This is a genomic window from Pelolinea submarina, from assembly GCF_003966975.1.
In the GTDB taxonomy this organism is placed as follows: Bacteria; Chloroflexota; Anaerolineae; order Anaerolineales; family Anaerolineaceae; genus Pelolinea; species Pelolinea submarina.
In genome coordinates, this window is the sequence record NZ_AP018437.1 from 2,326,013 (window position 1) to 2,351,698 (window position 25,686).

Below are 25,686 nucleotides of genomic sequence, written 5' to 3' on the forward strand. Positions count from 1 at the left end.
CCATGAAATGGCTTGATCCCCAACCCGTCAGCGCTTCTCCCGAAATCTCCGCAGCATACAGCGGCAGCATCCTGCTGGCAGAGCAATTAGCCCAGCGCGGCATCGATGCGCTGCCGCAAGCGCAGGCTTACCTAGATCCGCGCGCTTATAAGCCCGCTTCGCCCTTCGACTTCCCGGATATGCCCGCAGCGGTGGAACGCGTGCAGGCTGCCATCCAAAACCAGCAGACTATCGGCATTTGGGGCGATTTCGATGTGGACGGCCAAACCTCCACCGCCCTGTTGGTGGACGGCTTGCGCCGTGCCGGCGCGCAGGTGCGCTACCACGTGCCCAACCGCGCGCGTGAATCGCACGGCATCCGCCTGCCATTTTTAAAAGAATTTATGCTCGAAGGGCTGGACCTTCTGATCACCTGCGATACCGGCATCTCTGAACTGGAATCCCTCACCTATGCCGCTTCGCAGGGGTTGGATGTCATCCTGACCGACCATCACACCCCGCCCGAAACGCTGCCGCCCGCCCTGGCGCTGCTCAACCCGCGCCTGCTGCCCGATGAGCACCCCATGCAGGATATGGCCGGGGTCGGCACCGCTTACCAGCTCATCCGCGCCCTGTACGAGGCGCGCGGTCATGCAGCGGACGCCGATACCTTTCTCGACCTGGTCGCCCTGGGCACCGTGGCCGACCTGGCCGACCTGAGCCGCGAGAACCGCTACTACGTGCAGCGCGGCCTGGAGCTGATGCGCACCGATCTGCGCCCGGCCCTGCAGGCCTTGCTGGCCAGCGCCGATTACCGCGGCGGCGGTATCAACGAGAGCCTGATCGGCTTCACCATCGGCCCGCGCATGAACGCCGCCGGGCGCCTGGACGACGCCAATATCGTAGTCGAATTCCTGCTCTCGCGCGACGAAGCTTTCCTGCAGGCCGTGGCCGCCCAGTTGGAAGATCTCAATAGCCAGCGCAAGTTGGCCGTGGAAGGCGTCTACCAATCCGCCCGCGACATGCTGGCGCAGGACCCCGCCCTGGGGCGTTACGCCGCCCTGGTGCTGGCGCGCCCCGGCTGGGAGCGCGGCGTGGTCGGCATTGCCGCCAGCCACCTGGCCGAGGACTTCAACAAACCTGTCATCCTGCTCAACCTGGAAGGCGACACCGCCGCCGGGTCGGTACGTTCGGTGGAGGGCATCAACATCATCCGGGCCATCCGCGAGAACGATTCGCATTTGCGCTCCTATGGCGGCCATCCCATGGCGGCCGGTTTGTCCCTGTCCGCCGACCAGCTGCAACCCTTCCGCGCGGCCCTGTCCAAATCCGTCGCGGCTGCAGCCGAAGGCCTGCCGGCCGAGAAGCAATTGCAGATCGACGCCTATCTGCCGCTTTCCAACCTCACCCAGGCCCTGGTGCAGGAGATCGACCAGCTAGCGCCCTTCGGCTCCGGCAATCCGCCGCCCGTGCTGGTCACGCGCAATCTTGAAATTATTGACGATCCGATTTCGCTGGGTAAAAACGATCTTCATAAAAAAATCCTGGTGTGCAATGATCAGGGTGAATTCCAGGAAGTGTTGTGGTGGAACTCCCGCGACCAGAACATGCCGCAGGGCAAGTTCGACCTGGCTTACTACCTGCGCCTAAACCGCTTCCAGGGCAAGGAAAGTGTGGTGCTGGAGTGGATTGACGCGCGCGAAACCCAGGTCTTGGCAACTGCTCCCGCGCTGCCGCTCTTCACCTCCGCCTTTGAAGATTGGCGCCAAACAAAAGATGCGCTCAACCGCTTGCAAGCACTGGCTGAGAAAGAACCCCTGCTGTGCTACGCGGAAGGACTCAACGGTCAGCCGCCTTTGACTGTGAAGAACCGCCTGCAAGTCGAACCGACTGCCACGCTGGCAATCCTCACCCCGCCGCCTGATTTTGCCACACTCCAGGGCATCCTCAAGCAGGCAGGCGCGCGGCGCGTCATCTTCATGCGTCTCGACCAGCCCGATGACAGCCCGGATGGTTTTCTGCGCCGCCTGTCCGGTCTACTGCGTTATGCCATCAGCCATTACAATGGGCAAACCAGTCTGGATCAATTGGCCGCCGCTCTGGGTCAAAATCGCACGGCGATCGAGCTGGGTCTGTCCTGGTGGCAGGCGCACGGTGACATCCTCCTCCAAATTTCCGATGAGGGGGAATGCACCATCGAGAAAAATACTGCCGGCGCTAAATTTTCAACCGATGAACTAACCCAAATCGCCCAACGTCTGGACAAGCTGCTTTCCGAGAACGCCGCTTTCCGCTCGTTTTACATGCGGGCCGAACCGGATTTTCTGCTGCGCAAAGGTTGATTTAATTCTTACCATTTTTGTCATATTATTTTGGTATAATGCCGGATATGTCTCAAAAATATAACCGCAGGGATTTTCTAAAAACATTGGGAACCGGTATGGCCGCTTTAGCCCTTCCGTCCTTTCTGCCCGATGAACGCGGTCTGGGTGCGCTTTCGCAGTCCACCATGCAGTTGGGCCGCGTCGCGCGCGACTCCATCAGCGTTTATTCGGAACCCAGCGATAAAAGCAGTATTCTTTTCCAGCGTTTCCAGGACGACGTGCTGAACATCTACAACAGCATTGTCTCAGAAGACGGCCCGGCTTACAACCCGTTGTGGTATCGTGTCTGGGGCGGCTATGTGCACAGCGCCTTTGTGCAAAGCGTGCGCAACCGGTTAAATACGGTTCAAGATACCTTCCCCGATTCCGGCCAGCTGATGGAGTTGACCGTGCCCTATTCGGACGCCTACCGTATTCGCAGCGGCGGCAAATGGGAGGTGTTTTATCGGCTGTATTACAGTTCCACCCATTGGGTCTTCGGTGTGGTCGAAGGCCCTGACGGCCATCCCTGGTATGAGATCCGCGATGGATTGGTAACTCTTTCTTATTACGTTCCCGCGGCGCACCTGCGTATGGTCACTGACGAAGAACTGGCCCCCATCAGCCCGGAGGTCAGCGCGCGCGATAAGCGCATCGAAATCTCCATCGATTTCCAGACCTTGAAAGCATTTGAAAACGGTACCCTGGTGCATGAAGCGCTGGTTTCCACCGGCTTGCCGACCACATCGCTCGACCCGGCCGCCATCCCTACCGACACGCCCAACGGCACCCATATGGTGCGCAGCAAAAGGCCCTCCGTACACATGGGAGACGGCACCCTGCGTTCGGACGCGGAAGCCTATGAGCTGCCCGGTGTGCCCTGGGTATCCTACTTCGAGATCCACGGATACGCCATTCACGGCACTTATTGGCACAACAACTTCGGCGTGACCATGAGCCATGGCTGTGTCAATATGCGTTCTGAGGACGCCAAATGGGTTTATCGCTGGAGCACACCCTCTCCGCAGGATATTGACGTCACCACCGTTTATCACACCCCCGTGGTGGTCACCAACGAATAATCTCTAACCCTCGATAAATTGCATGAAAACCTGGTTGCCCAGCATACGGCCCCTGCGCGTCAGGCGCAACCGCTTTTCGGCATCCTTACCCACCCATTCCAACAGGCCATTATCCAATAAGAATGTAATTTCTTTAGGATAAATTTCTTCCATGCCCCTGCCAAACCGTCCCCTGAAATCCGCTGCGGATATACCTTCTTCGGTCAGGCGCAGCCCCATCATCATGCATTCCTGGATTTCATCCCACTCCGTCAACAGCGTAGCATCCTCTGACGCGAGCGGTGCCGCCTCGTTCCATTCCTGCGCCGCTTGCAAGCGCCCGATGTAATCGGGGATAACCATGACGTTGGCCCAGCGATAATGCCTGAAATAACTATGCGCACCTGCGCCAAATCCCAAATATGGATGGTTATGCCAGTATTGCAGGTTATGCCTGCTTTGGAAATCTTCGCCTTTGGCCCAGTTGGAAATCTCGTATTGGCCGAATCCCTGACCCGGCAGGTAATCCATCAGCCATTCGTATATATCCGCTACCATGTCCGGGTTCGGCAATTCCACCTGCCCGGCTGCCAACATGCGCGCCAAGGGCGTGCCCTCCTCCACCGTTAGCGAATAAATGGAAAGGTGCTCCGGCTGCAGCGCCAGCGCTTTTTCCAGCGACTCGCGCAAGCTTTTCAAGCTTTGCCCGGGTACGCCGAAAATCAGGTCAAGGTTGATGTTCTCGAATCCGGCCTGCCTGGCATAGGTCATACTTTGGATAACATCCGCCATGCTGTGCCGGCGGCCCAGCAGCTTTAACTCTGCCGGAATACCCGACTGCATCCCCATACTCAGGCGTTCCACTCCCGCCTGTCGCAGAGTCCGCAAGCCTCCCTCTGTCAGCAGCAGCGGGTTGGCTTCCGTGGTAATTTCCACCGCTTCGGTCAAGGGATATTCTTCCCGGATGCTCGCCAGAATTTCCGCGAAGGTTTCCGGTTGCAGGATAGTTGGTGTTCCTCCGCCGAAATAAATCGTGTGGATGAATTCACCTGTCTTCAACAACGGCCGCGCCAGGTGAAGCTCTTTTTTCAGTGCTTGCGTGTAATCTGCCAGATAAGCTTCCATACCCGCATATGTGTTAAAATCGCAGTAGGTACATCGGCTTCTGCAAAATGGAATGTGGATATAAATGCTGATAGATTGAGGATAATCCATGGCTTAATCATACCTGCATTCACCGGGATTGCCGCGAGAGTGCCAATGGTATAATGATTCGGCTTTCGAAACCATAGGGAAATGACCAAATTATGAATTCCAATAACAAATCTTCTTCCTTTATGCTTTGCCCGACCTGCGGCACCAAGCTACCGGAAAACGCCACACGCTGTTTGGTGTGTGGCCGCACTTTTTCTGCAAAACCCTCTGCCAAAAGCCCCAAAGCCGTGCGCTCGCAGCGCCTGCCCGAGCTGCGCCTCAGCTTGCCGCTTGCGCTGGGCCTGCTGTTCGTTGTTTTGGCCATTGGCGGTGGATTAATATTCCTGGTGCTGCGCGGAACCGGACAGGTTGCCCCGCCGGAACCCACGGGAACGGCCAGCCCTTCTCCGACATTCGAGCAAAGTCCAACGCCGACCTCGACCAATACACCCGAACCAACATTCACACCCCTGCCGGCAATTGAATACAAAATTCAAGAAAACGACAGTTGTCTTTCCATTGCGTATTACTACAACGTCACGATGAAGAGCATCACCGATTTGAATAACCTGGACGCCGACTGCGGCGTGTTAAGTGTTGGTCAAACCATCCTCATCCCCCAGCCGACGCCGACTGCTTCGCCTGTGGCAACCATGACGCTCAGCATTGACCAGGCTACGGAAGAAGCCTGCCAGAAAATTACCTATAACGTGGGTGAGAACGACACCCTCAGCGGTATCGCCGCAAACTACAACGTTTCTGTTGATACGCTCAAGGTTTATAACGGTCTAACCTCCAATAACATTTACAGCGGCCAGGCGATTGTCATTCCCTTATGTGAACGGCTGCCAACCGAAGGCCCCACCCCCACCGCTACCAATCCGCCGCCTTACGCAGCCACCAATCTGCTGCTGCCGGCCGATGGCGCGGTCTTCACCGGTTCCAACGACTCGATCACCTTGCAGTGGGCTGCCGTACCCGGCATGCTGGAAGGCGAAGCGTACGCCGTCACAATCGAAGACCTTACAGAAGGCCAGGGTAAAAAATTGGTTGATTACGCCACCGACACCAAGTACATCGTACCGGTCAGCTTCCGTCCCGCGGAAAGTTCGCCGCACGTGATTCGCTGGTGGGTACAGCCTGTCCGCCAATCCGGCACCACTGAAAGCGGAGATACCATTTGGGTGCCCGCCGGCTCGGCCAGCAGCCCGCGCGTCTTTACCTGGTCCGGTATCGGCGCGGCTGCCACCCAGGCGCCATAATAATAAAAAGAAATAAAAAAGAGCCCCTTGACCTAGTCGAAGGGGCTCTTTTTATACAATAAGAGATTGCGCACTGAGCTTGTCGAAGTGGCAATCTCTTTTTTGATTATTGTTGTCTTTCCCCAAGGGAATGCTTCACGACTCCCCTAGGGAGTGCTTCGTGATCGACAAGCGCAGACAACTTTTTCTTATGAAAAACAGGAGCTTTTCAGCTCCTGTTTTTGATGTCTACTCGCTTTCGCTCTCCAACAAACGCGTAGCGCTGATGGCTGCCGCTGCCCCCATGCCCGCCGAAGTGATCACCTGGCGGAAGAATGGGTCGCATACCTCACCAGCCGCAAACACACCCGGAATGCTGGTGCGCATGCGTTGGTCGGTAATGATGTAGCCTTTATCGTCCAGCTCCAATTGGTTGCGGAACATCTCCGTGTTGGGATTATGTCCGATGAAGACAAAGATGCCATCCGCCGGGAATTCCGATGTGCTGCCGTCCTTCACGTTCTCCAGCAGTAGTTTCTCCACACCTTTCTCACCCTGGATCTCTTTCACCACAGTATTCCAAATGTACTTGATCTTGGGATTATTCAATGCGCGTTTTTGCAGGATGGCGCCCGCGCGCAGTTCTTCGCGCCGATGGATAATGGTCACGCTGCTGGCATAACGCGTCAGGAAGATGCCTTCTTCCAACGCGCTGTCGCCGCCGCCGACGATAGCCACATTTTTATCCTTGAAAAACCACCCGTCACAGGTTGCGCAGTAGGATACGCCCTTGCCGCGAAATTCCTGCTCGCCGGGGACGTTCAGTTTGTTCGGGCTGGCGCCGGTGGAGATGATCAGCGTTTTGGCCCGGTATTCATTGCCGTAGGACTTTACAATGAAGGGCCGCTTGCTTAAATCCACTTCCGTGGCAACTTCATACTCAAGCCGGGCGCCAAAGCGTTCGGCATTCTTCTGGAATAATTCGGCCAGTTCCGAACCGTTTACCCCATCCGGGAAACCCGGGTAGTTTTCAATGCGGTCGGTAGTGGCGGCTTGCCCGCCGATATCTGTGCCGGTTAACAAAAGGGGGTTCAGATCGGCGCGCGCGCCGTATAACGCCGCCGCCAATCCTGCCGGGCCTGTCCCTAAAATGAGCATTTCTTCTACTTTGTTTTTGTCTGTGTCTGCCATTTTCTCACCTGATTTTCTGAATGATTACTTACCCTTAGAGTATATCAACTTGGAGTCTTTTTCTCTCAACGCTCTATAAACAAATTATTTTAATTTCGTTAATTTCCTGCTCTATTTTACTTGGATTGAATCCCGTATAATGGTCGAAATTCAAAGAGGTGAAGCCTTATGCAAGCTGCTTACGATTTTTCCGGTAAAGTTGCCCTGGTGACCGGCTCCGGCCGCGGTATCGGGCGCGTGATTGCCCGCCAGTTGGCTGAATACGGTGCGGATTTGGTGGTTAATTACGTGCACAACCGGGAACCGGCCGAGGAAATTGCTGTCGAGATTCGCGCGCTGGGCCGCGATGTCCTGGTGCTACGTGCCAACATCGGCAAGATGGACGGTCTTGAGCATCTCTTTGCACAGATCAGGGAACATTACGGCCGCCTGGACATTCTGGTAGCCAACGCCGCTTCCGGGTTCAACCGCCCAGGCCTGCAGCAGAAGGAGTCCGGTTGGGACCATACCCTCAACGTCAACGCCCGATCTTTCCTCTTTGCCGCCCAACACGCCGTCCCGCTGATGGAAAAATCCGGCGAAGGGAAGATGGTAGCCATCACCAGTCCGGGTGCCGAGCACGTCATGCCCGATTATATAGCCGTGGGCGCCAGCAAAGCCGCCCTCAATTCTCTTGTCCGCTATCTGGCTGTGGAACTGGCCTCAAGGCACATCAGCGTTAACGCGGTTTCACCCGGCATCGTGGAAACCGACGCACTCACACATTTCTCTTTCATGCAAGATGAGCAAATCATCCCGCGCGCCATCGCTGCCACACCCGCCGGCCGCCTGGTCACCCCGCAGGACATCGCCAACGCGGTGTGCTTCCTGTGCAGTCCGCAGGCCGAGATGATCCGCGGACAGGTGCTGGTCGTGGACGGCGGCTATACCCTGCCTGTGCCCGGCTAACCGCCCATTTTAGCTTCGCAGGATCGCCCGCACCGGTGCGCCGTCCGTGCCCATTAATTTTAAAGGCAGGCAGATCAGTTCATAACTGCCAGCGGGTACTTTACGCAAGTCCAGGTTTTCCAGAATGACCGCTCCACCTCGCAAGAGAATTTCGTGCGGGTTTTTTAAGTCCTGCATCGGTGAGATGGAAAACCAGTCGATGCCGGCCAAGATAACGCCTTTTTCAATCAGCCAGCATACACCGCTGGTGTCCACGCCGACAAAGTCCTCCCTGAAACGCAGCGGCTGGTCGTTCCAGAATTTTGAGTTGCGCGTCTTGAACAGCACTCGCTGTACACCTGCCGCCAAACCGCAATTGGAAAGAAATCCCGCGTCAATGACTTCAATTTCTGGGGGCACTGCCACAACCTGTGCCGGCCCGATCAACTGCTCCAGCGCGATCTGGTCGACCGTCCTGCCCGCGTCGATCACGTGAAAGGGCGCGTCCATGTGCGTACCGGTATGCACACCTATTTCCAACAGGGAGACGTTGTAATCCGCGCCTGCGGCAATGCTCCGGTCGCGATAGATTTTCACCTCTTTATCCCCCGTCCAGACCGGGGTGTCTTTGCTGATCAGAATGGTAATATCATAAATCATACCGAAATCTCCTCATTCTTGGATAAAAGATAGTTCGTGAGAGTAATTGTACTTATAATAATCCGCATGCGAAAACAATTCAGGAGTTTGTATGCGTAAAGTAGCAGTCATCGGAATCGGCGCCACCCGCATCGACGAACATTGGGATAAATCCCTGCGCGAACTGGCCGGGGACGCGGTGTTGTCCGCCATGAGCGACGCGGGGTTGGACCGTTTCGATGCTTTATATGTCGGGAACATGATGTCCTCACCTGCCAACCAGCAGCAGCATTTGGGTACGTATATCGCCGATTGGGTCGGCGCGCGCGGCAAAGAAGCCATGCGCCTGGAATCGGCTTGCAGTTCCGGTTCGGCGGCTTTCCGTGCCGGTTTTATCGCGGTCGCCTCCGGCGAGGTGGAGATCGCCGCTGTGGTCGGCGTTGAGAAAATGACCGATTCCCCCGGCAGCGAGATCACCTCCAATCTGGCCACCGCCGCGCACGCGGATTGGGAGGTTGATCAGGGCATCTCCTTTGTCGCCCTCAACGCGCTGATAATGCAGCGCTACATGCACGAGTACGGTTGGAAACACAGCGACTTTGCCAATTTCTCCGTCAACGCTCATCAAAACGCCATGAACAATCCCAACGCGCGTTTTCATGCCCCGCTGACTGCGGAGAAATATGAAGCTTCGGCCATGATTTGTGATCCGATTAACCTCATGGACGCCTCTCCCATCGGGGATGGTGCCGCCGCCGTCATCCTCGTGCCGGCCGAACACATCACCCGCACGGGTTCCTTCCCGCTGGTCACCGTGGCCGGTTCGGCCGCAGCCAGCGACAGCATCGCCATCCATTCGCGCAAAGATCCCCTCTGGTTGAGCGCGGCTGAGAAATCCAGCCGGGCTGCCTACCAGCAGGCGGGCATCACACCCGCTGACATCAATCTGTTTGAATATCACGATGCCTTTACCATCATGGCCGCTCTTTCTCTGGAAGCTTGCGGTTTCGCTGAGCGCGGTAAAGGTCCGCGGTTGGCGCTCGATAACGAGATTGGTCTGAAAGGCCGCATTCCGGTCGCCACCCTGGGCGGGTTGAAAGCCCGCGGCCATCCGGTAGGCGCCACCGGTATGTATCAGATTACCGAGGTCGTGCAGCAGCTGCGCGGCCAGGGCGGCGCCAGCCAGGTGGAAGGCGCCCGCTACGGTATGTCGCAGAACATTGGCGGCAGCGGCTCCAACATCATCACCCACATCTTTACCAATGCCGCCTGAAAAACATTTACCGCTCCAACGCATTTTGGACTATCGCATCCAAACCTACCGCTATTCTGAGCGGCTGCGTTTGCGTACCGTCAATCAGGCGGTTACTTACGCAAACGAACGCGGTTTCCTTTTCTTTTGGCCGAATAAAGGCCTTGAGCTGCCCAGCTTGTGGGGAGCGGTGGCTGGCGATCGCCCGGTACCCAATGAGCATGATGACCCTGCGCATGTCACCTGGGGTTGGAAAGACGATCTGTTGGGCAAAAAGCGCTGGTATTACGGGCGCATCCTGCACCAGCGCAACACCATCATCTCCCTGGACTTACTGCCCAATTTTTACGCGCTCTCACCCAACTACGGCACGCCGGATGAGGACTATTTACTGGAATACGAACAGGGAAAACTGACCCAGGAGGAAAAGGCCGTTTTTGAAACGCTGCTGGATCAGGGACCGCTAAACACCCTGGCGCTGCGCAAAGCTGCTCATCTATCCACCTCTGAAAATACCTCGCGTTTCAATCGCGCCCTGAATAGTCTCCAGCGGGATTTCCGCATTCTGCCGGTCGGCACGGCTGAGGCCGGAGCCTGGCATTACGCCTACGTTTTCGATGTTGTCCACCGTATTTACCCGGAATTGATCGAGCTGGCCTACCCCATCAAGAAATCGCAAGCCTGCCGGACTATACTGGAATCATATTTCCTGTCCGTTGGTGCCGCGCAGACACGCGATATGCAGAAAATCCTGCGCTGGCCCAGGATCGATTTAACCCATACGTTGGAGCGCTTGCAGGAATCCGGCCTAATTGAATCCGGTTGTCAACTGGAGAACCAAAGCGGCGAATGGTATGTATTGAAAGAATTGCTTTCCTGAAATATTTTTCTGCGCTTTGACGTTCCGTTATAATCTACATAACAATATGGATAAATCCGCACAGCATCCTTCAGGGGATTGGCAGCGCAATCTGGTTCTAACTGCGCGCAATACCCCTGTGTGGTTATATCAGCTCAGCCAAAAATACGGTCAAGAGATTCGCACCCTGGATCAAATTCCGGAGGAGGAAATTGCGCTCCTGGCCGAACGGGGTTTCAACAGTCTGTGGCTGGTAGGTCTTTGGCAGCGCAGCCCGGCTTCCCGCAAGATCAAGCACCTCTACGGCCATTCGGACGCCATCGCCTCGGCCTATTCCATTTATGCCTACCGGCCGGCAGATAACCTGGGCGGTAAAAAAGCGTTGGCTGAATTACGCCGCAAAGCCAACGCGCACGGTATCTACCTGGCCTGCGACATGGTGCCGAACCACACCGGTCTGGACGCGCCCTGGGTTTACAGTCATCCGGATCGTTACATCCACGTTCCGAAAAGCCCCATGCCGAACTTTTCTTTCAACTCCCCCGACCTGTCAGACGATCCGGCCGGTGCGATTTATCTGGAAGAAGGTTATTACAACCAAACCGGCGCGGCCGAAGTATTCAAATACGTTCCTCGGGGTGGATCAGAGACATTCGTCTATCATGGCAATGACGGCACCAGCATGCCCTGGAACGACACCGCCCAACTGAATTATCTCAATCCTGATACACGCCAGGCCGTCCTGCAGGAGATTCTACAGGTCGCGCAGGAGTTTCATATCATCCGCCTGGATGCTGCCATGACCCTGGTGCGCGAGCATTTCAAACGCTTATGGTTCCCCTCGCCCGCTGGAGAGAAGTACATCCCCACCCGCGGCGATAACGTTATGTCCGACGAGGAATTCGACTGCCTTATGCCGCGCGAATTTTGGTCTGAAGTCATCCAGGCTATCCGGCGCGAAGCGCCGCAGACAGTCTTGATTGCCGAAGCTTTCTGGTTGATGGAAAAATTCTTTATCAACGAAATCGGTATGCACCGTGTCTACAACTCCGCCTTCATGCACCAATTACGGGATGAAGAAAACGCCAAATTCCGCAGTTATTTGAAAGAAATCCTGCAAACCAATCCGGCTATGCTGGACCGTTTTGTCAACTTCCTCACCACGCCGGACGAAGAGCCTGCCATACTGCAATTTGGCAGAGAACAAAAATATCTGGGCGCCTGCCGGCTGCTGGCCTGCATGCCCGGGCTGCCGCTGTTCGGCCACGGCCAATGGGAAGGATTAAGCGAGCACTATGGCATGGACATCACCCGCCCTACCCAATTGGAGAACGTGGATCAGGAACTGGTTGCTCTGCATGATCGCCACATCCAGCCGCTGCTCCGGCAGCGCAGCCGCTTCTCTTCCGCCGAGAGCTTTTACCTGTATGATTTTTCGGACAAGAATGGCATCAATGAAAGTGTGATTGTCTTTAGTACTTCTGATGGTGAAAATACCTCCCTGGTTGTGTTCAATAATGCCCCGCGCTCTGCCAAAGGCTGGGTGCTGCATTCCGTTCCGCAGTTGCTTATTCAAAAAGAGGGCGTAATTGAAAGCCAACCAATCTGGGATGTCCTGCAGGGTAAGGATAAGGAAGACGCGCAACTCACCCTGACTGATTTTACCCAGAGTGACCGCCTCGCTTTTTCATCCGTCGAGGTAAAAGAAAAAGGACTCCCGTTGGAGTTGCATCCTTACGAGAGCCATGTTTTCAATATCGCGTGGGATTAAACCTTGCGCTGTAAATAATCCAAATGGTGGGTAAAACGCGCCGGCAATAAACCAAAATTACGCGGCAGCGAGTTGAGCGGGCAGGTGCGATCCACAGCCAACAAATCCAACCACAAGGTGGAAAAGGGGAAGCTGTCTTTATATTGTTTGAACCATAGGTTGTATAAACGCAAATATGCCGGCGAAACCGGCAGGATCAGGCGCTTCCTCCGCATTTGCTGCATCATTATTTTGATTAACCGTCTAAAGCTGTAGTACTCCCCTCCGCCCAATTCGTAAGTGAGATTTTCAAAAACACCTTCCTCATTGATCAATATCAGGCAGGTCAGTAAATCTTCAATCCATAAAGGTTGCAGATTGGTTTTTCCATCTCCCGGGATCGGCAGCATCAGCGGACTGTGCATGACCGCCGCCCGGATTTGGGTGCTGAAATGGTCGTCTTTCCCAAAAACATCTGTCAATCGCAGAATGGAATAGGGGATGCCGCTATTGCGGATGATCTCCTCTGCCAGCGCCTTGGATTTCAACACTGGGAAAGATGAGTTCTTTTCCGCCCCTACCCGGCTGAGGTAAAGCACCCGTTCCACCCCCGCGTCGCGCGCCGCTTCCATCAAGTTGCGCGTCCCTTCGATATCCACGCCCTCATAATCCGCGACAGGCAGTTGGTGTTCGGCGGTGGCGAAATGAAACACGGTTTTGACGTTTTTCATAGCCGCGCGCAGGCTGCGTGAATCCTGCAGACTGCTGACTGCAATCTCCAGGGAAATGTTGCGCGGTAGATTGGGATTGGTCTTCTGGGGACGCAGCAATAAACGCACTTCCTGCTCCGTCTGGGTCAGCTTCTGGGCGAACCTGGCCCCAATGAATCCCGTTCCGCCGGTTATGAGTAACATGTCAGCGATTATAGCAGAGTTGTCTCCCCGTTTCTGGCATAGTTCTTGTAACAATTCAATTGAATATATTGATTTAAACCTATGGATCATATTAAAACCGGAATTGACGTTGTTACCAACCGCTTCGGGCTTCATTATTTCCCCGATAGTCTTCACTATGGAGAAAATGACCTGAAGCTTTGGCTGCCCCGCTTGCAGCAATTAAATGCAGGCTGGTTGGTAGTGAACTCGCCTACCAGCCGGGCCATTCCGGAAGAATTCATCAGCGGGATCGCACAGGCCGGCATCAAACCGGTAGTGGATTTCAGTTTTCCGCTTTCTCAGGCAGTGCCCTGGTCGGATTTGGAAGTTTTGCTGCGCGCTTATGGCCGCTGGGGAGTATCCCACGCTTTGCTCAACCGGCAGCCCAATAACCAATCCGCCTGGAGCGTAGAAGACTGGCGTCGGTCTGACCTCGTACAATCATTCACACGCCAATTCCAACAGTTCGCCCAAATGGCGCTCGATTGCGGTATCAATCCTGTCTATGCGCCCCTAGTACAGGGCGGGGATTATTGGGACCTGTCCTTCCTGGAAGCTTCCCTCAAGCAGCTTCAAGAAGAGTCTTCCTCATTCTTAATTAACAACCTGACCTTTTCTGCCTACGCCTGGGATCAGGAAAAAAACCTCGATTGGGGTGCGGGTGGTTCCAGGGTCTGGACAGGTGTCAAAGCTTATAAGGTTCCCAAAGCCAGCCAGGACCAACGCGGTTTCCGTGCTTACGAATGGTATCAGGATGTGATCCAATCTACACTGGGAAAAAAGCTGCCCATGCTGCTCTTCCAGGCCGGTATTGCCAACGATCCCATTCTCCCCGAAACAAAATCCCGGCAAACCAACCCTCATAATCAGGAAATAATTTACCGTTTGCTAAACGGTGAAAATGTTTATAACCCGGAGATTCCTCAGCAACTTATCAGCGCCGTCACATCGGATGTCAAAGCTTGTTGTTTTTACCTGCTGAGTTCGAACGATGCGGAGAACAAGGATTTCGCCTGGTTTTCCGGCAGCGGCAGCGCCCAATCGTCCGCCAAAACCATTCTGGAGATTCGCCAGAAAAATGCGAAATCGGAGGAGAAAAGTCCCTCCCCCGCACCGGAAAAGGACTCTTATATTTTCGACCATGGCCGCTACATCCTGATTGCACAATCGCTCAAACCGCGTATGCAGGAAATTTTACAGAAGATGCACGCCTACATTTCCCGCTACAAACCCATGGTTGGATTCTCCTGTGAAGAAGCCAAAAAGTCAGCCTATATCCTGGTGATTGCCTACCAGGAAGATTTTCCGCAAAAAGAAATTGAACAATTACAAGCCAGCGGCAGTCTGGTAAGGGTCATCCATCCGGACGAACTGCGCACCAGCTTTACCGTAACTTAATCAGAGGTGAATCATGAACATATCAATTGACAGGGCATCTCAATTCAACAACACTCCCCGTATCAAGGTACTGGGATTGGGCGGCGCCGGCTGCAATACCATCAACCGCTTATCTTTCCTGGAGGTTCCCGGCGTGGAATTAATCGCCGCCAACACCGACCGGCAGTGCTTGCAGGCCAACCCTGCCAGCAGCAAAATTCTCTTGGGTTCCAACCTCACCCGCGGGCTTGGTTCCGGCGGGAATCCTGCTGTCGGCCGTTCGGCCGCCGAAGAATCGTATAAAGAACTGATTGACGCCATCCGCGGCAGCGACCTGCTGTTCCTTACCGCCGGTATGGGCGGCGGCACCGGCTCGGGTGCCATCGAAATCGCCGCGCGCATCGCCAAATCGCTGAATATCCCCAGCCTGTCCATTGTCACCGTCCCCTTCGCTTTTGAGGCCGGCCGCCGCCAACACAACGCTGCCGAAGCGGTTGCCGCGCTGCGGCCCTTCACGGATACGCTTATTACCATTCCCAATGACCGTCTCATGGCTGTGGCCTCTGAGGACACCACCCTGGAAGCCGCTTTCGGATTGTCCGATGATATTCTGCTGAAAGGTATTCAGGGCATTACCCAAATGCTGGGTGAACCCGGCTTGCTGGATGTAGATTTCTCACACGTCCTGCGGCTGGTTCGCACCGGCGGCGGCACGTATATTTCCCAGGGCTACGGGGATGGCGAAAATCGCGCCATTCACGCCGTGGAAAGCGCCCTTTCACACCCGCTGCTGGAGGATATCCAGATTCAGCAGGCCAAGGGGTTAATCGTAAAATTCAGCGGCGATCTTTCCATCGCCGAGTTGGAGCATGCCATGCACTACCTGCAGGCACGCACTTCGCCCGAAACCGAAATCATCCCGGCCGTCAACACCCGCGAACGTCTAAACGGGCAGGTCATGGTAACCTTGTTAGCCACGGGTATTGGCGCCACCGCATTGGAGTACACCCCCATCCCGCAGGAAATACCAGCTGTCAAGGTGCGAGAAGAAAAGCTTGTGGAAGAATCCCCATTGCCGTTGGATATCTCACCTCATTCTTTTAAGTCGGCCGAAAAAGAGCTTGACGACCTGGAAATACCCGCTTTCATCCGCAGGGGATATAATCAGGTTGAACGGGCTGTAGCCTATCATGGATAATGAGATTCTTGAAAAGATCAACCAGCAGATAACTGCGCAGTTCCCCTATCTCACGGGTGTATCCCCTCAGGTATCGGAAGTGCGTGAAGGGTTGTATGAATTAAAATACACCGGCAGTGTCCTGACCGCGAATGGTCAGACCCTGCCGGTTATTGTCAAAGTAGTTGCCGATGTTCAGGGGAAGATTCAGAAACTGATTACTTCCCGCTGAAATAAACGCCGGCCTAAGCCCCGCCAATCACCAGTGAAGTCATGGTTAATGATCCCCCCAGCGGTTCATCATTGAAGAATGCCATCTGGTCACCATCTTGTTTTACTGCCAAGCTGTAAAGCAGCGGCAGGTAATGTTCCGGAGTGGGAACAGCCAATAGCAATTCCTCCGAGATGGACTGGTAATGGATCAAATCCTCGTAGCGTTCTTCCACGATCAGATGTTTCAATTGCTTGCTGGCCTCCAGCGCCCAATCCAGTCCGAAAGCTTCATTGAAATCATCGCTTACCATCACGATGCGCCGTAGATTATGGACCATGTTTCCGCTGCCGAGGATTAGCACTCCTTCTTTTCGTAAACAGGCCAGTTCCCGGCCCAGCTCAAAATGGAAGCGGGCTGGTTGGGTGTAATCCAGGCTCAACTGCACGACCGGAACATCCGCGTTCGGGAACAAGCGCCGCAGCACGCTCCAGCAGCCGTGGTCCAATCCCCAATCGCTGTCAGCGCTAATCACGATGGAATGAACACTCTCCTGTACTCGTTGCGCTAAGGCCGGACTGCCCGGCGCCGGATATTGTGCATCGTAGAGTTCCTGTGGAAAACCGCCGAAATCGTGAATCGTGCGCGGTTTTTCCAGAATATTTACTGCCGGCCCCCAGGTTTCCCAATGCGCAGAAATGCATAATATCGCTTCTGGCTTTGGCAGCAATCTTCCAATTTCCTGCCATGTCTCGGAAAAACGGTTATCCTCAATCGCGTTCATGGGGTTGCCATGCCCTACGAACAGCACCGGCATTTGATTGTCAGCCTTTATATTCTTTATCAATTCTTGATAAGCATAACAGACCATTTTCTCTCCCATCTTTTCAAGTTGAAAGCAGGTACATTGTTATAGTAGCATGAAAGTGGCTGGACCAGAAATGCTTCGATAATACGCCCTTACCCTGCGGGTCATTCTCATCAAAGGTATATGCTGTAATAGGAATCCTATCGCTCAGAAAAATACCCGATGCCCAATTTCACCATCCAGGCGATGATCGCTATCCATAAGATAACGATGATCACTGCCGCACTGCGATTGACCGGTTTACCCTGTTGCAGAACCTCATCCGACTTCTCGCGGCATTCAGCCAGTACATTCACGGGGATCATCTTGATAGCCAGCGCGACACCCAGAGGTACCAGAATCAGGTCATCCAGGTAACCAAGGACTGGAATAAAATCCGGGATCAGGTCAATTGGGCTGAACGCGTACCCCACCACAAAGGCTGAAAATACTTTGGCATACCAGGGGACGCGCGGATCTTTGTAAGCCAGATACAGTGTATAAACTTCCCTTTTTAAAGTTTTCGCTTTCTCTTTCCATTTCTCGAATTTCATAAACTCTTTTCTATTCTTTTAAATCGGGTTGGAGAAGATAATTTGGGTCAAGGCATCCAGTGCTCAATCCCATCCAGGGGATTATCCTTTTCCCATTGACGGAAACCAGCCAGATCACGCGCACCGCCCTGCAGCACCGCGCGATAGATACGGATACCCATCACACCTTCCTCGTTCGGTAGGGCTTGCTTGATTGTGAGGATCGCATGGCGCGTCTCATCGGTCAACACGGCCTTCACTCGTTCCACAACTTGTTCGAAATAGCCGACATAACGGGAATCCTTCCGGATATGGATCATATCCATCTTCCATAACTCTCCGTTCTCAGCTTTATAGTGCGCATGCCATTCCAGACAGCAATCTTCTTGCTCCAAACAATTGTTGTAGGTCATGTCCTGGATCCCCGCAACCTGTGCCAGACGGCCGGTCGCTTTAAAGCTTTCCTCTATGCTGAATGGATCGCTGTAAATATGCATATCGATGTCCTGGTGCTTTATCATTAAGCCCATAGCAAAAGAACCGACCGGGTTAACTGTCGCTCCGATTCCTTGCCAAATCTCCATGACTTGTGTCTCCCGTACAATTTCCCATGCTCTCGCCTGCAAATCCATAGATTCTTTTTCAATAGTAGAATTCATTTCAACATTAATTTCCTTAAAAATTAGTTTAGGTATACAGCAATTATACTTTTTGATATAAATACTGGAATCACAATTAAATTGAACTGCTGGAAATATTCGGTATGAATTTCACTGCCACCAACTTAACTTATCTTTATTTTGGATCGCTCCTGATCAGCCTGCTGAATATTTATACGCTCCTGGAAAGACAACAAAAAGTCAATTTCCCCTGGCTAGTACGAGCAATGTTTGCCATAGCAATCTATAATCTGTTCTCCTTATTGGATGCATCCAGTACTACTTTAGATGCAAGAATCCTATGGTCAAAATTGGCATACTTTGGCTCAATTTATATTTCACCTTTGTTTCTTCTTTTCTTTATTAATTACCCGCATAAACGTCTCCAACTAAATTGGAGAATGATCGCTATCATTCTTTTAATCCCAACTTTAACCTTGATAGCCGTCTTAACGAATGAGCTGCACCACTTAATATGGGTAGATATTATTCCGATTAGCGGGGTACCAAATGCATATCTATTCTTGCATGGACCATTCTATTGGATTGGGATAGGGTTTGACTATATTTGCGGTATAGCCTCAGTTCTACTGATTATTTTGGACATGCGCCAATCTTCTGATAAAAGTCGTGCGCAATCTCGCTGGCTGCTATTCTCCAGTTTATTCCCATTCGCTACCAGTCTGGTTTATGACTTGGGCTTTACACCCATCCCGGGGTTTGAAATTCTCCCGATTGGTTTTTCCATCAGCGGTATCGGTCTGGTTTTCAGCATTATATTTCTCAAAATCTTCGATATCATTCCGGTTAGTCGTTCACTTTTGGTGGAGAATCTCCAGGATGGATTAATTATTTTTGATAATCTTATGCAAGTGGTCGATATTAATCCCGCTGCCCGTAAGTTACTGGGAATTGATCAGCTTGATTCAGGTGTTGGTATTAACGATTTCCCGGAAATTTATCTTCCAGCACTGTCAGAAATAACGAAACAGACCGAGATCCGCATTGATGGAAACCCGGGCAAAACCCTGTTGTTTTTACCCAATACCTTGTTAGACGATTCCGCTAAACCGGCGGGTTCAATGTTCGTTATCCGCGATATGACCGAAATTCGCGCGGTTGAAACCGCCCTTCAGCAAAGCCAATCGCGTTACCAATCCTTGATTGAGGACGTCCTGGATATTTCGACTGTTGGGATTTGTATCTTGGATAAGGATTTCAAAGTAGTCTGGATAAACCAGGCAGATGCGATAGATTGGCTGGGTGATCGAGCACAGCTTCTCGGTAAAGATTTCCGTTCAATTTTGAAAGATTATTCGCCGGTTGACCTAAAGAATGGAGACCGTTTAATCGGGGAAATCCTGATGAGCTATCATAGCGGCTATTTTATAGAAGATGTCGAAATTCGTTTTCGCTCTCGGAACACTAACCATGGAAAGGTTCTTCAATATTCCAGTCGTCCAATTACGATTGGATTTTTCACAAGCGGCCGTATTGAACAATTTATCGACATCTCGGAACAGAAATCGCTTCAGAAAAAAATCGAACTGCTTGCTATCACCGACGAACTTACCGGAATCTACAACCGCCGCGGGTTGATGGAATTTGGACGCCACGATTTTAACCGTGCGCGTCGTACTCACACAAATTTAGGAGCAGTCTATTTCGACATCGATCATTTTAAAGATTTGAATGATAAATACGGCCATGCTGAGGGCGACAAAATCTTGGTTGAAGTCATACGACGTGTAAAGTCATGTTTACGTGATATGGATACGTTTGCCCGTTGCGGTGGTGATGAATTCGTTATCCTTATACCTGAAGCTGACTTACAGCAGACTATTGAGATCTGCCATCGAATTCAAAATAATGTATCCGATACACCCATAAAGATTGTTGCTGACTTCATCAATATTCACCTCAGTCTGGGTGTTGCTCAAATCAGATTACAGGATAATCTGACGAGTCTCCTTAATCGTGCCGACCAGACCATGTATCGTGCCAAACAATCAGGGCGCGGACGTATAGAAATTTGTGACGAATAGTCCTATAGTCCAATCGGTTGCGTTATTTAAGCACGCTGATCGCGTCCTGGATGGTCTTTTCAAAGGCTTCCTCACCGTATTTATCGACCTCGTTTTTATCCCGCTCTTCATGTGTCACACAGCCCGCACCGCCAATGCATCCGCCCACACACGCCATACCTTCGATGAAGTTGTTGGGTAAATTACCGCGTGATGCTTTGCGCAGCGCCAACCGGCAGGCTTCGATCCCGTCGCAGGAAATCGGGTTGAATTCAAAATCTTCCAGTCCCTGTTCTTTTAGCGCTTCCCGGACTGCATCGGATAAACCGCCGCTGCGGGCAAAAATACGTCCATAATAGGAAGCGTTATCCAACACATCTTCTCCCAGAGTGGTCAGGTCAATATCGCGGCTGTCAATCAAGGCCTGCAGTTCTTCAAATGTGATAACGCTGTCAATATAGGGACGGACCTCTTCACGTTGAAATTCCATCTTCTTGGCCGTACACGGGCCGATGAATACAACTTTGGCATTGGGCGTGGTCTCTTTGATGTACTTGGCAATGGTCGCCATTGGCGATAGATTATCGGAGATATGTTCGGCCATTTCCGGAAATTCTTTCCGTACATAATCCACAAAAGCCGGACAGCATGAGCTGGTCAGGAAACCTTTCTCGCTCAATTCTTTGGCTTCTGTCATCGCCACCATATCCGCACCCAGGGCCGCCTCCACCACATGGAAGAATCCCAATTTTTTGACTCCACTGATGACCTGCCCCAACTTGGCATAACTGAATTGGCTGGAAACCGAGGGAGCCACCACGGCATACAATTTGTAATTTTGGTTATGGTTGCTCTGCTTAATCAGCTCGACTACATCCACGATGTAGGATTTGTCCATAATGGCCCCGAATGGGCATTGGTAAACGCATGCGCCGCAGGCCGTACACTTATCATTTTGGATCGAGACCGAGCGGTTCTCATTCATGCCAATCGCTTTGACTTTACAGGCAATCTCGCAGGGGCGTTTGATGTTCACAATAGCGGAATAAGGGCACACCTTGGCGCACTGTCCGCAATCTACGCATTTATCCTTATCGATATGGGCTTTCTGGTTGTGGTCAAAGTAGATTGCTCCGCGCTTGCAGACTTCCTCGCAGCGGTGTGCAATGCAGCCCCGGCAGGCATCGCTCACGGTGAAACCGCCCATCGGGCATTCTTCACAGGCAATGTCAATCACCTCGATTACATTGGGATTGTTTTTATCTCCGCCCATAGCCAGTTTAATTCGTTCCGCCACAATGGCTTTTTCTTTATATACACAGCAGCGCATGGTCGGTTTATTACCCACCACGATGATATCGGGAATATCGATAAAGCTTTCCGCCAGGCGGTCTTCAAAAGCATGCCGTGCCACTTCACGCAGCACTTTATACTTCAGGTCTTGTACCTTGGTGTCGAATTTTCTCATTATTGCACGACCCTTTCTAGAAGTAGCTAACCTTAATGCGTTTTCCCATTTTTCGCAAGCAATCGGATAATTCGTCTACTAAACGCATTTTTATGCTGAAATTGATCGGCAGATCCGGGTTCTGATGAGCGGGGTTCACAGCCTTGCCGACATAAAAGTTGATATCCGTAGCTTCCTCAAATAAGATGCGCGCCAGCAGCGATGCTCCATCGCGTTTGCTGCGCCATTGCCCATAACTACCCTTATTTTCAAGGTAATTCTGTGCGTATGTGAGGACTCGGTTAATCGTCAATACGCCTTCCGTTACCAGGTCGACGCCTTCAATCTCCGCCGTGGGTGGAATGGATGGATCCACATAATTGAACTCCGCTTTGATTGGCTTATCGAGAAATTTGGCAGCCAATGATGAGGTTGTCCCGCCGCATACGATGTGCTTGCCTTCTTTTGAAAAGAACAAGGACATCATCTTGCGGACGTCGTTTGGGTTTGCCGGCGGTCCAACAACCAGATTGATCTGTTCCCGATTACGGATCTTGATGGTGCACACTGTGGTATCGTCCCCAGGTTCATTCTGGTAAAGTTTTCCGCATTGGTCCAGCAGCATACCGGTGATGATCTTGGCTGTAAATCGGACGTCGTACAGCGTCTCCAGGAAATGAATGATATCTTCCCTTTTCCAACCGAAGTTAAGCAATTTTCCAACACCGGCATGCACCGCCCCGTCGCTCATGCCGATAAAAATATCGTTGCGCTTGATTGGAATTCTGGATTGGTAGATAGTTTTCCCTTCAATTTCCAATACGGTTTCAGGAATCTCTACATTCTTCCCATTGCGCAGCAGAATAACGTGCGGGTTATCATATTGGATGATTTCCGCCTCTTCGCTGTCGATAATCCGAATAATACTGAAGGTGGAATAAGCAATTCCGCGCACCGAACAAACCGGCAGTGTGGAAGCAATGGTTGCCACGCAATCCTCAATGCTCATGGATTGTGCCATCATGGTAGAGATGATTTTGGCGGTCAGCGTGGAGAGGATATTCGCTTTCACGCCGCTGCCCAATCCATCCGCCAATACTATGATGGAAGAGTTTTCACCTTGTTCAACCACATCCACATGATCGCCGCATAATTCTTCGCCAAATTTATTCAGGCTGCGGTAATCGATTTCCGTGCAAAGGTTATTCATCGGTCAGCAAATCCTTCAACTTGGTCAGCGCGATCTTTGTTTCTGCTGTTGTCTCACCCAGCAGAGAAGCGATTTCCTGCACGATGCGCATCTGCTTTTCAATTACCTTATCGGTAATCGCAATCGTTTGCTGGCTGATTTCCTCTTTCTGTTCGCGCGAATTTTCTTCGTCGGTCACGTCGCGCATGATGCACATGATGATGTGGTAGCTCTTATCGTAAATGACCGTCTGCTCCACATATTTTTTATATTCTGCCAGGTAGGTGCGTTGGTTATGCACGCTCTTGCCCTTGTCCAACACTTCCTGGAAAACGCGCGGGTCCATGATACGCACAACTTGTTCGCCCAGCACATCCGATGCGCGCTGAACATTGATGATGTCCCTGGCCGCGGCGTTGATTTGCTGCACTTCCAGCATCTCGTTCAACACAATGATGCCGTTGGGGGTATTCTTGATGATGGTATCAGAGAAGGATTCGGCTTTCTCTTTCAAAAACGGCAGGCACATGGTCAGGTCGGCTTTACCGTAATAAACTGCCGCTGCCTTTTCCCGGCAGGTGTTATAACCGCAGGAACCACAGTTGAGTTCATCTTCCGGTTTCGTCTTCCCGATTTTCGCCATGATAGCTTTGATATCCGCCTCGCTGGGAACCGATTTTTCTACATCCAAAAATGGATGTTCGCGTGCCATTTCCGCCATTTCAGGCAGCTCCACGGAGAAATCCTCCTGCCCGGCGTAATGCCGAACCTCAACGGTATTGCGTACCAGCGAGCGGTGCTGTTTATCCATGGCCGGTCCGCCTACGCAGCTTCCGGCGCAGGCCGACATTTCGATGAAACATTTGCTTAGGTTCCCATTGATCACGTCTTCGATGGCATTGATGCAGTTGTCCATTCCATCCACTGCAATGTAGCTGTAATCAGGCGAATCGCAAACCATGGTATTTAGTATTCCGCCGGAGGTGGGAAATAAGCGCGCCTTGCTCTCGCGGTTTTCATCAGGAATATTCTCAAAAGTGATTCCTGCTGTTTCCAGCCATTCGGTCAGCTCTTCAAACGTCAGCACGCAATCCACCAGGTCTTCAATCTCATCCGCCTCCGCTTTCTTGGAGAGGCAGGGGCCGATAAAGATTGTTTTCGCGCCAGGGTATTTATCCTTGATGCTCATGCTGTGCGCTTGCATCGGGGACATGACCTTCGCCAGCGCAGGCAGCGCTTCGGGATAGTGTTTCTGGATTAGCAGGTTTACGGTGTAGCAGCACGAAGAGATGATAATGTCCTGCTTGCCTTCTTTGATTAATTGCTCATATTGTTTCTTTACCATCGTAGCGCCCACAGCCGTCTCTTCGACCGCCGAGAAGCCCAACTGTTTCAACGCCTTCTCCATAGCCTTGATGGTCACGCCGTTGTAGTTGGCGATAAATGAGGGAGCTATGCTGGCAACCACAACCTCGTTTTGTGCAATCAGCGTTTTCGCTTTTTCAACATCGTTGCGGATCTGCTTGGCATTCTGCGGGCAAACCACAAAACATTGGCCGCACAGGATGCATTCATCGTTGACGATGTGGGCTTGATTGCCGGAAAATCGAATGGACTTAACCGGACAATTCCGAATGCACTTGTAGCAATTTTTGCAGCTTGAGGTCTTAAGCAATAAGTAATCAACCATTTTTACTCACCATGAACTACCCGCCAAGCGATGCTGCTGTTGGCAGGATTCCTTTCCCTTGTGTTTGCCAGTTACTGACCGCCCGTAGCGACACTGCCGGGCGGTCAGACTGGCTGAATAAGGGTTAAATCCGTTTTAATACTTGGGTTTCGAAGAAGTTTTTGGTCGTCTCGGGTTTCAACGAGAAGATTTCTTCGCCGATGGTAACATTTACACCGTTCACACAGTTGCCCATGCAGAACGTTCCGCAGAGATCTATCTTATCCTTCAGATCATTATCGGCAATAAGCTGCTGTAATTCTTCCACAACTTCCCTGGAACCTTTCAGATGGCAGGAACTTCCGATGCATACTGTAATCTTCATGATTTACTCCTTGTCCTATTCGTAGTCAACCACTGCGGTCCAGCGCAGTAGAAATTCTCTCTGTTCCGGTTTCTCTTTGACCAGCTGTGAAGCAGCCACAATCGGGAGCCATTTTTGAATGCTCTGTTTGGCTGTATCGCCTCTATCGCAGAAGAGCTTCAAATATTTCTCAGCCACTTCATCCTCGCCTTCCAAGCGGAAGAGCAGGTATGTTCTGGCCGCATCTGCGCCGGCGTTGCCTTGCGTAACGTGAGCCCAATCAATGATGTAGGCCACGTCGTCATTGCTCACAATGATGTTGCTTGGGTTGAAGTCGCCGTGACAAACCTTCTTGTGTTTGGGCATACTTTCCAGGCGTGTGTGCAATTCATAGCGTGTGGTGGCGTCCAATCCCGATTGAGATATCTTGCGGTGCATCTTCTCAAAGATGGTATTCAGCATCGATACCCGTTTGCTCTGTATTTCCAGCTGAATGTCCACGAATCTTTGCAGGTATTCATCCATGTTGTCCGGGTTCTCGCTCATCAGCCGCGCCAGGGTTTTCCCCTGGATGAATTCGGTTACGATAGCCCATTTTCCATCGACTTTCGTGACTTCAATGACTTTTGGAATCGGCAAATCCGTCTCTTCCACGCGCGCCTGGTTTAAGGCTTCGTTCAGAACATCCGCCTTTGAATAATCCTCATCAAATACCTTGATGGCCAGATCCCCGTCGCGGTAAACCGTTTTAGATGTCCTTACTGCAATGACTTTTTGTAATTTCATTTTCCAGCCTCC

At 52.2% G+C, this 25,686-nt stretch carries 23 protein-coding genes; 11 read left to right on the forward strand and 12 right to left on the reverse strand.

Annotated elements, in window-relative coordinates; genetic code table 11:
- Positions 1-2 precede the first annotated feature (2 nt).
- Together recJ and Pelsub_RS10315 are read left to right on the forward strand one after the other, a co-directional pair.
- The gene (gene recJ, locus Pelsub_RS10310; protein WP_116223821.1) at positions 3-2,321 is read left to right on the forward strand and encodes a single-stranded-DNA-specific exonuclease RecJ; all 2,319 of its coding nucleotides are present in this window, start codon (positions 3-5) and stop codon (positions 2,319-2,321) included.
- 47 nt (positions 2,322-2,368) lie between these two features.
- Positions 2,369-3,424 carry a L,D-transpeptidase family protein gene (locus tag Pelsub_RS10315; protein ID WP_158675073.1) on the forward strand — a complete coding sequence of 352 codons (1,056 nt, stop codon included), beginning with the start codon at positions 2,369-2,371 and terminating at the stop codon, positions 3,422-3,424.
- Between the two features lie 3 nt (positions 3,425-3,427).
- On the opposite strand, the gene hemW is transcribed toward Pelsub_RS10315, so the two are convergent.
- Positions 3,428-4,618 carry a radical SAM family heme chaperone HemW gene (hemW, locus tag Pelsub_RS10320; RefSeq protein ID WP_116223819.1) on the reverse strand — a complete coding sequence of 397 codons (1,191 nt, stop codon included), beginning with the start codon at positions 4,616-4,618 and terminating at the stop codon, positions 3,428-3,430.
- A 92-nt stretch (positions 4,619-4,710) separates the two neighbouring features.
- Between hemW and Pelsub_RS10325 the strand changes: the two genes are divergently transcribed.
- Positions 4,711-5,859 (forward strand): zinc ribbon domain-containing protein, encoded by a 1,149-nt coding sequence (locus Pelsub_RS10325; RefSeq protein ID WP_116223818.1) that lies wholly within the window; start codon positions 4,711-4,713, stop codon positions 5,857-5,859.
- A gap of 228 nt (positions 5,860-6,087) precedes the next feature.
- On the opposite strand, the gene trxB is transcribed toward Pelsub_RS10325, so the two are convergent.
- Positions 6,088-7,029 carry a thioredoxin-disulfide reductase gene (gene trxB, locus Pelsub_RS10330; RefSeq protein WP_116223817.1) on the reverse strand — a complete coding sequence of 314 codons (942 nt, stop codon included), beginning with the start codon at positions 7,027-7,029 and terminating at the stop codon, positions 6,088-6,090.
- A gap of 168 nt (positions 7,030-7,197) precedes the next feature.
- On the opposite strand from trxB, the gene fabL reads away from it, so the two are divergent.
- A complete protein-coding gene (gene fabL, locus Pelsub_RS10335; protein WP_116223816.1) occupies positions 7,198-7,977 on the forward strand; it encodes an enoyl-[acyl-carrier-protein] reductase FabL in 780 nt (259 codons plus the stop codon).
- A gap of 9 nt (positions 7,978-7,986) precedes the next feature.
- Here the strand turns inward: fabL and Pelsub_RS10340 are convergent, their stop codons facing one another.
- A complete protein-coding gene (locus tag Pelsub_RS10340; RefSeq protein ID WP_116223815.1) occupies positions 7,987-8,616 on the reverse strand; it encodes a cyclase family protein in 630 nt (209 codons plus the stop codon).
- 91 nt (positions 8,617-8,707) lie between these two features.
- On the opposite strand from Pelsub_RS10340, the gene Pelsub_RS10345 reads away from it, so the two are divergent.
- From Pelsub_RS10345 to Pelsub_RS10355, 3 genes are read left to right on the forward strand one after another with little or no spacing between them, the layout of a single operon-like run.
- Entirely contained in the window at positions 8,708-9,868 is a 1,161-nt protein-coding gene (locus tag Pelsub_RS10345; RefSeq protein WP_116223814.1) for a thiolase domain-containing protein, read from the forward strand.
- On the forward strand, positions 9,858-10,727 hold the full coding sequence (locus Pelsub_RS10350) for an AlkZ-related protein (RefSeq protein WP_116223813.1): 870 nt from the start codon (positions 9,858-9,860) through the stop codon (positions 10,725-10,727). The genes Pelsub_RS10345 and Pelsub_RS10350 overlap by 11 nt, the downstream gene beginning before the upstream one ends.
- A 46-nt stretch (positions 10,728-10,773) precedes the next feature.
- On the forward strand, positions 10,774-12,477 hold the full coding sequence (locus Pelsub_RS10355; RefSeq protein ID WP_116223812.1) for an alpha-amylase family glycosyl hydrolase: 1,704 nt from the start codon (positions 10,774-10,776) through the stop codon (positions 12,475-12,477).
- Here the strand turns inward: Pelsub_RS10355 and Pelsub_RS10360 are convergent.
- On the reverse strand, positions 12,474-13,370 hold the full coding sequence (locus Pelsub_RS10360; protein WP_158675074.1) for an SDR family oxidoreductase: 897 nt from the start codon (positions 13,368-13,370) through the stop codon (positions 12,474-12,476). The genes Pelsub_RS10355 and Pelsub_RS10360 overlap by 4 nt on opposite strands.
- An 81-nt stretch (positions 13,371-13,451) precedes the next feature.
- Between Pelsub_RS10360 and Pelsub_RS10365 the strand changes: the two genes are divergently transcribed.
- From Pelsub_RS10365 to Pelsub_RS10375, 3 genes are read left to right on the forward strand one after another with little or no spacing between them, the layout of a single operon-like run.
- The gene (locus tag Pelsub_RS10365; RefSeq protein WP_126440496.1) at positions 13,452-14,789 is read left to right on the forward strand and encodes a hypothetical protein; all 1,338 of its coding nucleotides are present in this window, start codon (positions 13,452-13,454) and stop codon (positions 14,787-14,789) included.
- Positions 14,790-14,802: 13 nt separating this feature from the next.
- The gene (gene ftsZ, locus Pelsub_RS10370) at positions 14,803-15,966 is read left to right on the forward strand and encodes a cell division protein FtsZ (RefSeq protein ID WP_116223809.1); all 1,164 of its coding nucleotides are present in this window, start codon (positions 14,803-14,805) and stop codon (positions 15,964-15,966) included.
- On the forward strand, positions 15,959-16,177 hold the full coding sequence (locus Pelsub_RS10375) for a hypothetical protein (protein ID WP_116223808.1): 219 nt from the start codon (positions 15,959-15,961) through the stop codon (positions 16,175-16,177). Before ftsZ ends, Pelsub_RS10375 begins: the two co-directional genes overlap by 8 nt.
- A gap of 13 nt (positions 16,178-16,190) precedes the next feature.
- Here Pelsub_RS10375 and ygiD read toward each other — a convergent pair whose 3' ends face one another.
- The 3 genes from ygiD to Pelsub_RS10390 all read right to left on the reverse strand — a co-directional run bounded on the left by ygiD (position 16,191) and on the right by Pelsub_RS10390 (position 18,195).
- A complete protein-coding gene (gene ygiD / locus Pelsub_RS10380) occupies positions 16,191-17,027 on the reverse strand; it encodes a 4,5-DOPA-extradiol-dioxygenase (RefSeq protein WP_116223807.1) in 837 nt (278 codons plus the stop codon).
- A gap of 137 nt (positions 17,028-17,164) precedes the next feature.
- On the reverse strand, positions 17,165-17,557 hold the full coding sequence (locus Pelsub_RS10385) for a YkvA family protein (RefSeq protein ID WP_116223806.1): 393 nt from the start codon (positions 17,555-17,557) through the stop codon (positions 17,165-17,167).
- 47 nt (positions 17,558-17,604) lie between these two features.
- Positions 17,605-18,195 (reverse strand): phosphoglycerate mutase family protein, encoded by a 591-nt coding sequence (locus Pelsub_RS10390; RefSeq protein WP_116223805.1) that lies wholly within the window; start codon positions 18,193-18,195, stop codon positions 17,605-17,607.
- 104 nt (positions 18,196-18,299) lie between these two features.
- Between Pelsub_RS10390 and Pelsub_RS10395 the strand changes: the two genes are divergently transcribed.
- The gene (locus Pelsub_RS10395; protein ID WP_116223804.1) at positions 18,300-20,240 is read left to right on the forward strand and encodes a histidine kinase N-terminal 7TM domain-containing diguanylate cyclase; all 1,941 of its coding nucleotides are present in this window, start codon (positions 18,300-18,302) and stop codon (positions 20,238-20,240) included.
- Between the two features lie 22 nt (positions 20,241-20,262).
- Here Pelsub_RS10395 and Pelsub_RS10400 read toward each other — a convergent pair whose 3' ends face one another.
- The 5 genes from Pelsub_RS10400 to Pelsub_RS10420 form a co-directional block, all read right to left on the reverse strand.
- Positions 20,263-21,687 (reverse strand): 4Fe-4S dicluster domain-containing protein, encoded by a 1,425-nt coding sequence (locus Pelsub_RS10400; protein ID WP_116223803.1) that lies wholly within the window; start codon positions 21,685-21,687, stop codon positions 20,263-20,265.
- 16 nt (positions 21,688-21,703) lie between these two features.
- Positions 21,704-22,876 (reverse strand): SpoIIE family protein phosphatase, encoded by a 1,173-nt coding sequence (locus tag Pelsub_RS10405; RefSeq protein ID WP_116223802.1) that lies wholly within the window; start codon positions 22,874-22,876, stop codon positions 21,704-21,706.
- Complete coding sequence (locus tag Pelsub_RS10410; protein ID WP_116223801.1) at positions 22,869-24,545, reverse strand: [Fe-Fe] hydrogenase large subunit C-terminal domain-containing protein; 1,677 nt, start codon at positions 24,543-24,545, stop codon at positions 22,869-22,871. The genes Pelsub_RS10405 and Pelsub_RS10410 overlap by 8 nt, the downstream gene beginning before the upstream one ends.
- Before the next feature lie 124 nt (positions 24,546-24,669).
- Positions 24,670-24,909 (reverse strand): (2Fe-2S) ferredoxin domain-containing protein, encoded by a 240-nt coding sequence (locus tag Pelsub_RS10415; RefSeq protein WP_116223800.1) that lies wholly within the window; start codon positions 24,907-24,909, stop codon positions 24,670-24,672.
- A gap of 15 nt (positions 24,910-24,924) precedes the next feature.
- Positions 24,925-25,674 carry a phosphotransferase family protein gene (locus tag Pelsub_RS10420; RefSeq protein WP_116223799.1) on the reverse strand — a complete coding sequence of 250 codons (750 nt, stop codon included), beginning with the start codon at positions 25,672-25,674 and terminating at the stop codon, positions 24,925-24,927.
- Positions 25,675-25,686 lie beyond the last annotated feature (12 nt).

What these genes read in the sequence shown, in the direction of transcription:
- Pelsub_RS10415 (WP_116223800.1), bottom strand. Translation starts at nt 24,909, where the DNA reads ATGAAGATTACAGTATGCATCGGAAGTTCCTGCCATCTGAAAGGTTCC.
- hemW (WP_116223819.1), bottom strand. Translation starts at nt 4,618, where the DNA reads ATGGATTATCCTCAATCTATCAGCATTTATATCCACATTCCATTTTGC.
- Pelsub_RS10385 (WP_116223806.1), bottom strand. Translation starts at nt 17,557, where the DNA reads ATGAAATTCGAGAAATGGAAAGAGAAAGCGAAAACTTTAAAAAGGGAA.
- trxB (WP_116223817.1), bottom strand. Translation starts at nt 7,029, where the DNA reads ATGGCAGACACAGACAAAAACAAAGTAGAAGAAATGCTCATTTTAGGG.
- Pelsub_RS10345 (WP_116223814.1), top strand. Translation starts at nt 8,708, where the DNA reads ATGCGTAAAGTAGCAGTCATCGGAATCGGCGCCACCCGCATCGACGAA.
- Pelsub_RS10390 (WP_116223805.1), bottom strand. Translation starts at nt 18,195, where the DNA reads ATGAATTCTACTATTGAAAAAGAATCTATGGATTTGCAGGCGAGAGCA.
- ftsZ (WP_116223809.1), top strand. Translation starts at nt 14,803, where the DNA reads ATGAACATATCAATTGACAGGGCATCTCAATTCAACAACACTCCCCGT.
- fabL (WP_116223816.1), top strand. Translation starts at nt 7,198, where the DNA reads ATGCAAGCTGCTTACGATTTTTCCGGTAAAGTTGCCCTGGTGACCGGC.
- Pelsub_RS10405 (WP_116223802.1), bottom strand. Translation starts at nt 22,876, where the DNA reads ATGAATAACCTTTGCACGGAAATCGATTACCGCAGCCTGAATAAATTT.
- Pelsub_RS10375 (WP_116223808.1), top strand. Translation starts at nt 15,959, where the DNA reads ATGGATAATGAGATTCTTGAAAAGATCAACCAGCAGATAACTGCGCAG.
- Pelsub_RS10365 (WP_126440496.1), top strand. Translation starts at nt 13,452, where the DNA reads ATGGATCATATTAAAACCGGAATTGACGTTGTTACCAACCGCTTCGGG.
- Pelsub_RS10410 (WP_116223801.1), bottom strand. Translation starts at nt 24,545, where the DNA reads ATGGTTGATTACTTATTGCTTAAGACCTCAAGCTGCAAAAATTGCTAC.
- Pelsub_RS10400 (WP_116223803.1), bottom strand. Translation starts at nt 21,687, where the DNA reads ATGAGAAAATTCGACACCAAGGTACAAGACCTGAAGTATAAAGTGCTG.
- Pelsub_RS10395 (WP_116223804.1), top strand. Translation starts at nt 18,300, where the DNA reads ATGAATTTCACTGCCACCAACTTAACTTATCTTTATTTTGGATCGCTC.
- Pelsub_RS10360 (WP_158675074.1), bottom strand. Translation starts at nt 13,370, where the DNA reads ATGTTACTCATAACCGGCGGAACGGGATTCATTGGGGCCAGGTTCGCC.
- ygiD (WP_116223807.1), bottom strand. Translation starts at nt 17,027, where the DNA reads ATGGTCTGTTATGCTTATCAAGAATTGATAAAGAATATAAAGGCTGAC.
- Pelsub_RS10420 (WP_116223799.1), bottom strand. Translation starts at nt 25,674, where the DNA reads ATGAAATTACAAAAAGTCATTGCAGTAAGGACATCTAAAACGGTTTAC.
- recJ (WP_116223821.1), top strand. Translation starts at nt 3, where the DNA reads ATGAAATGGCTTGATCCCCAACCCGTCAGCGCTTCTCCCGAAATCTCC.
- Pelsub_RS10355 (WP_116223812.1), top strand. Translation starts at nt 10,774, where the DNA reads ATGGATAAATCCGCACAGCATCCTTCAGGGGATTGGCAGCGCAATCTG.
- Pelsub_RS10315 (WP_158675073.1), top strand. Translation starts at nt 2,369, where the DNA reads ATGTCTCAAAAATATAACCGCAGGGATTTTCTAAAAACATTGGGAACC.
- Pelsub_RS10340 (WP_116223815.1), bottom strand. Translation starts at nt 8,616, where the DNA reads ATGATTTATGATATTACCATTCTGATCAGCAAAGACACCCCGGTCTGG.
- Pelsub_RS10350 (WP_116223813.1), top strand. Translation starts at nt 9,858, where the DNA reads ATGCCGCCTGAAAAACATTTACCGCTCCAACGCATTTTGGACTATCGC.
- Pelsub_RS10325 (WP_116223818.1), top strand. Translation starts at nt 4,711, where the DNA reads ATGAATTCCAATAACAAATCTTCTTCCTTTATGCTTTGCCCGACCTGC.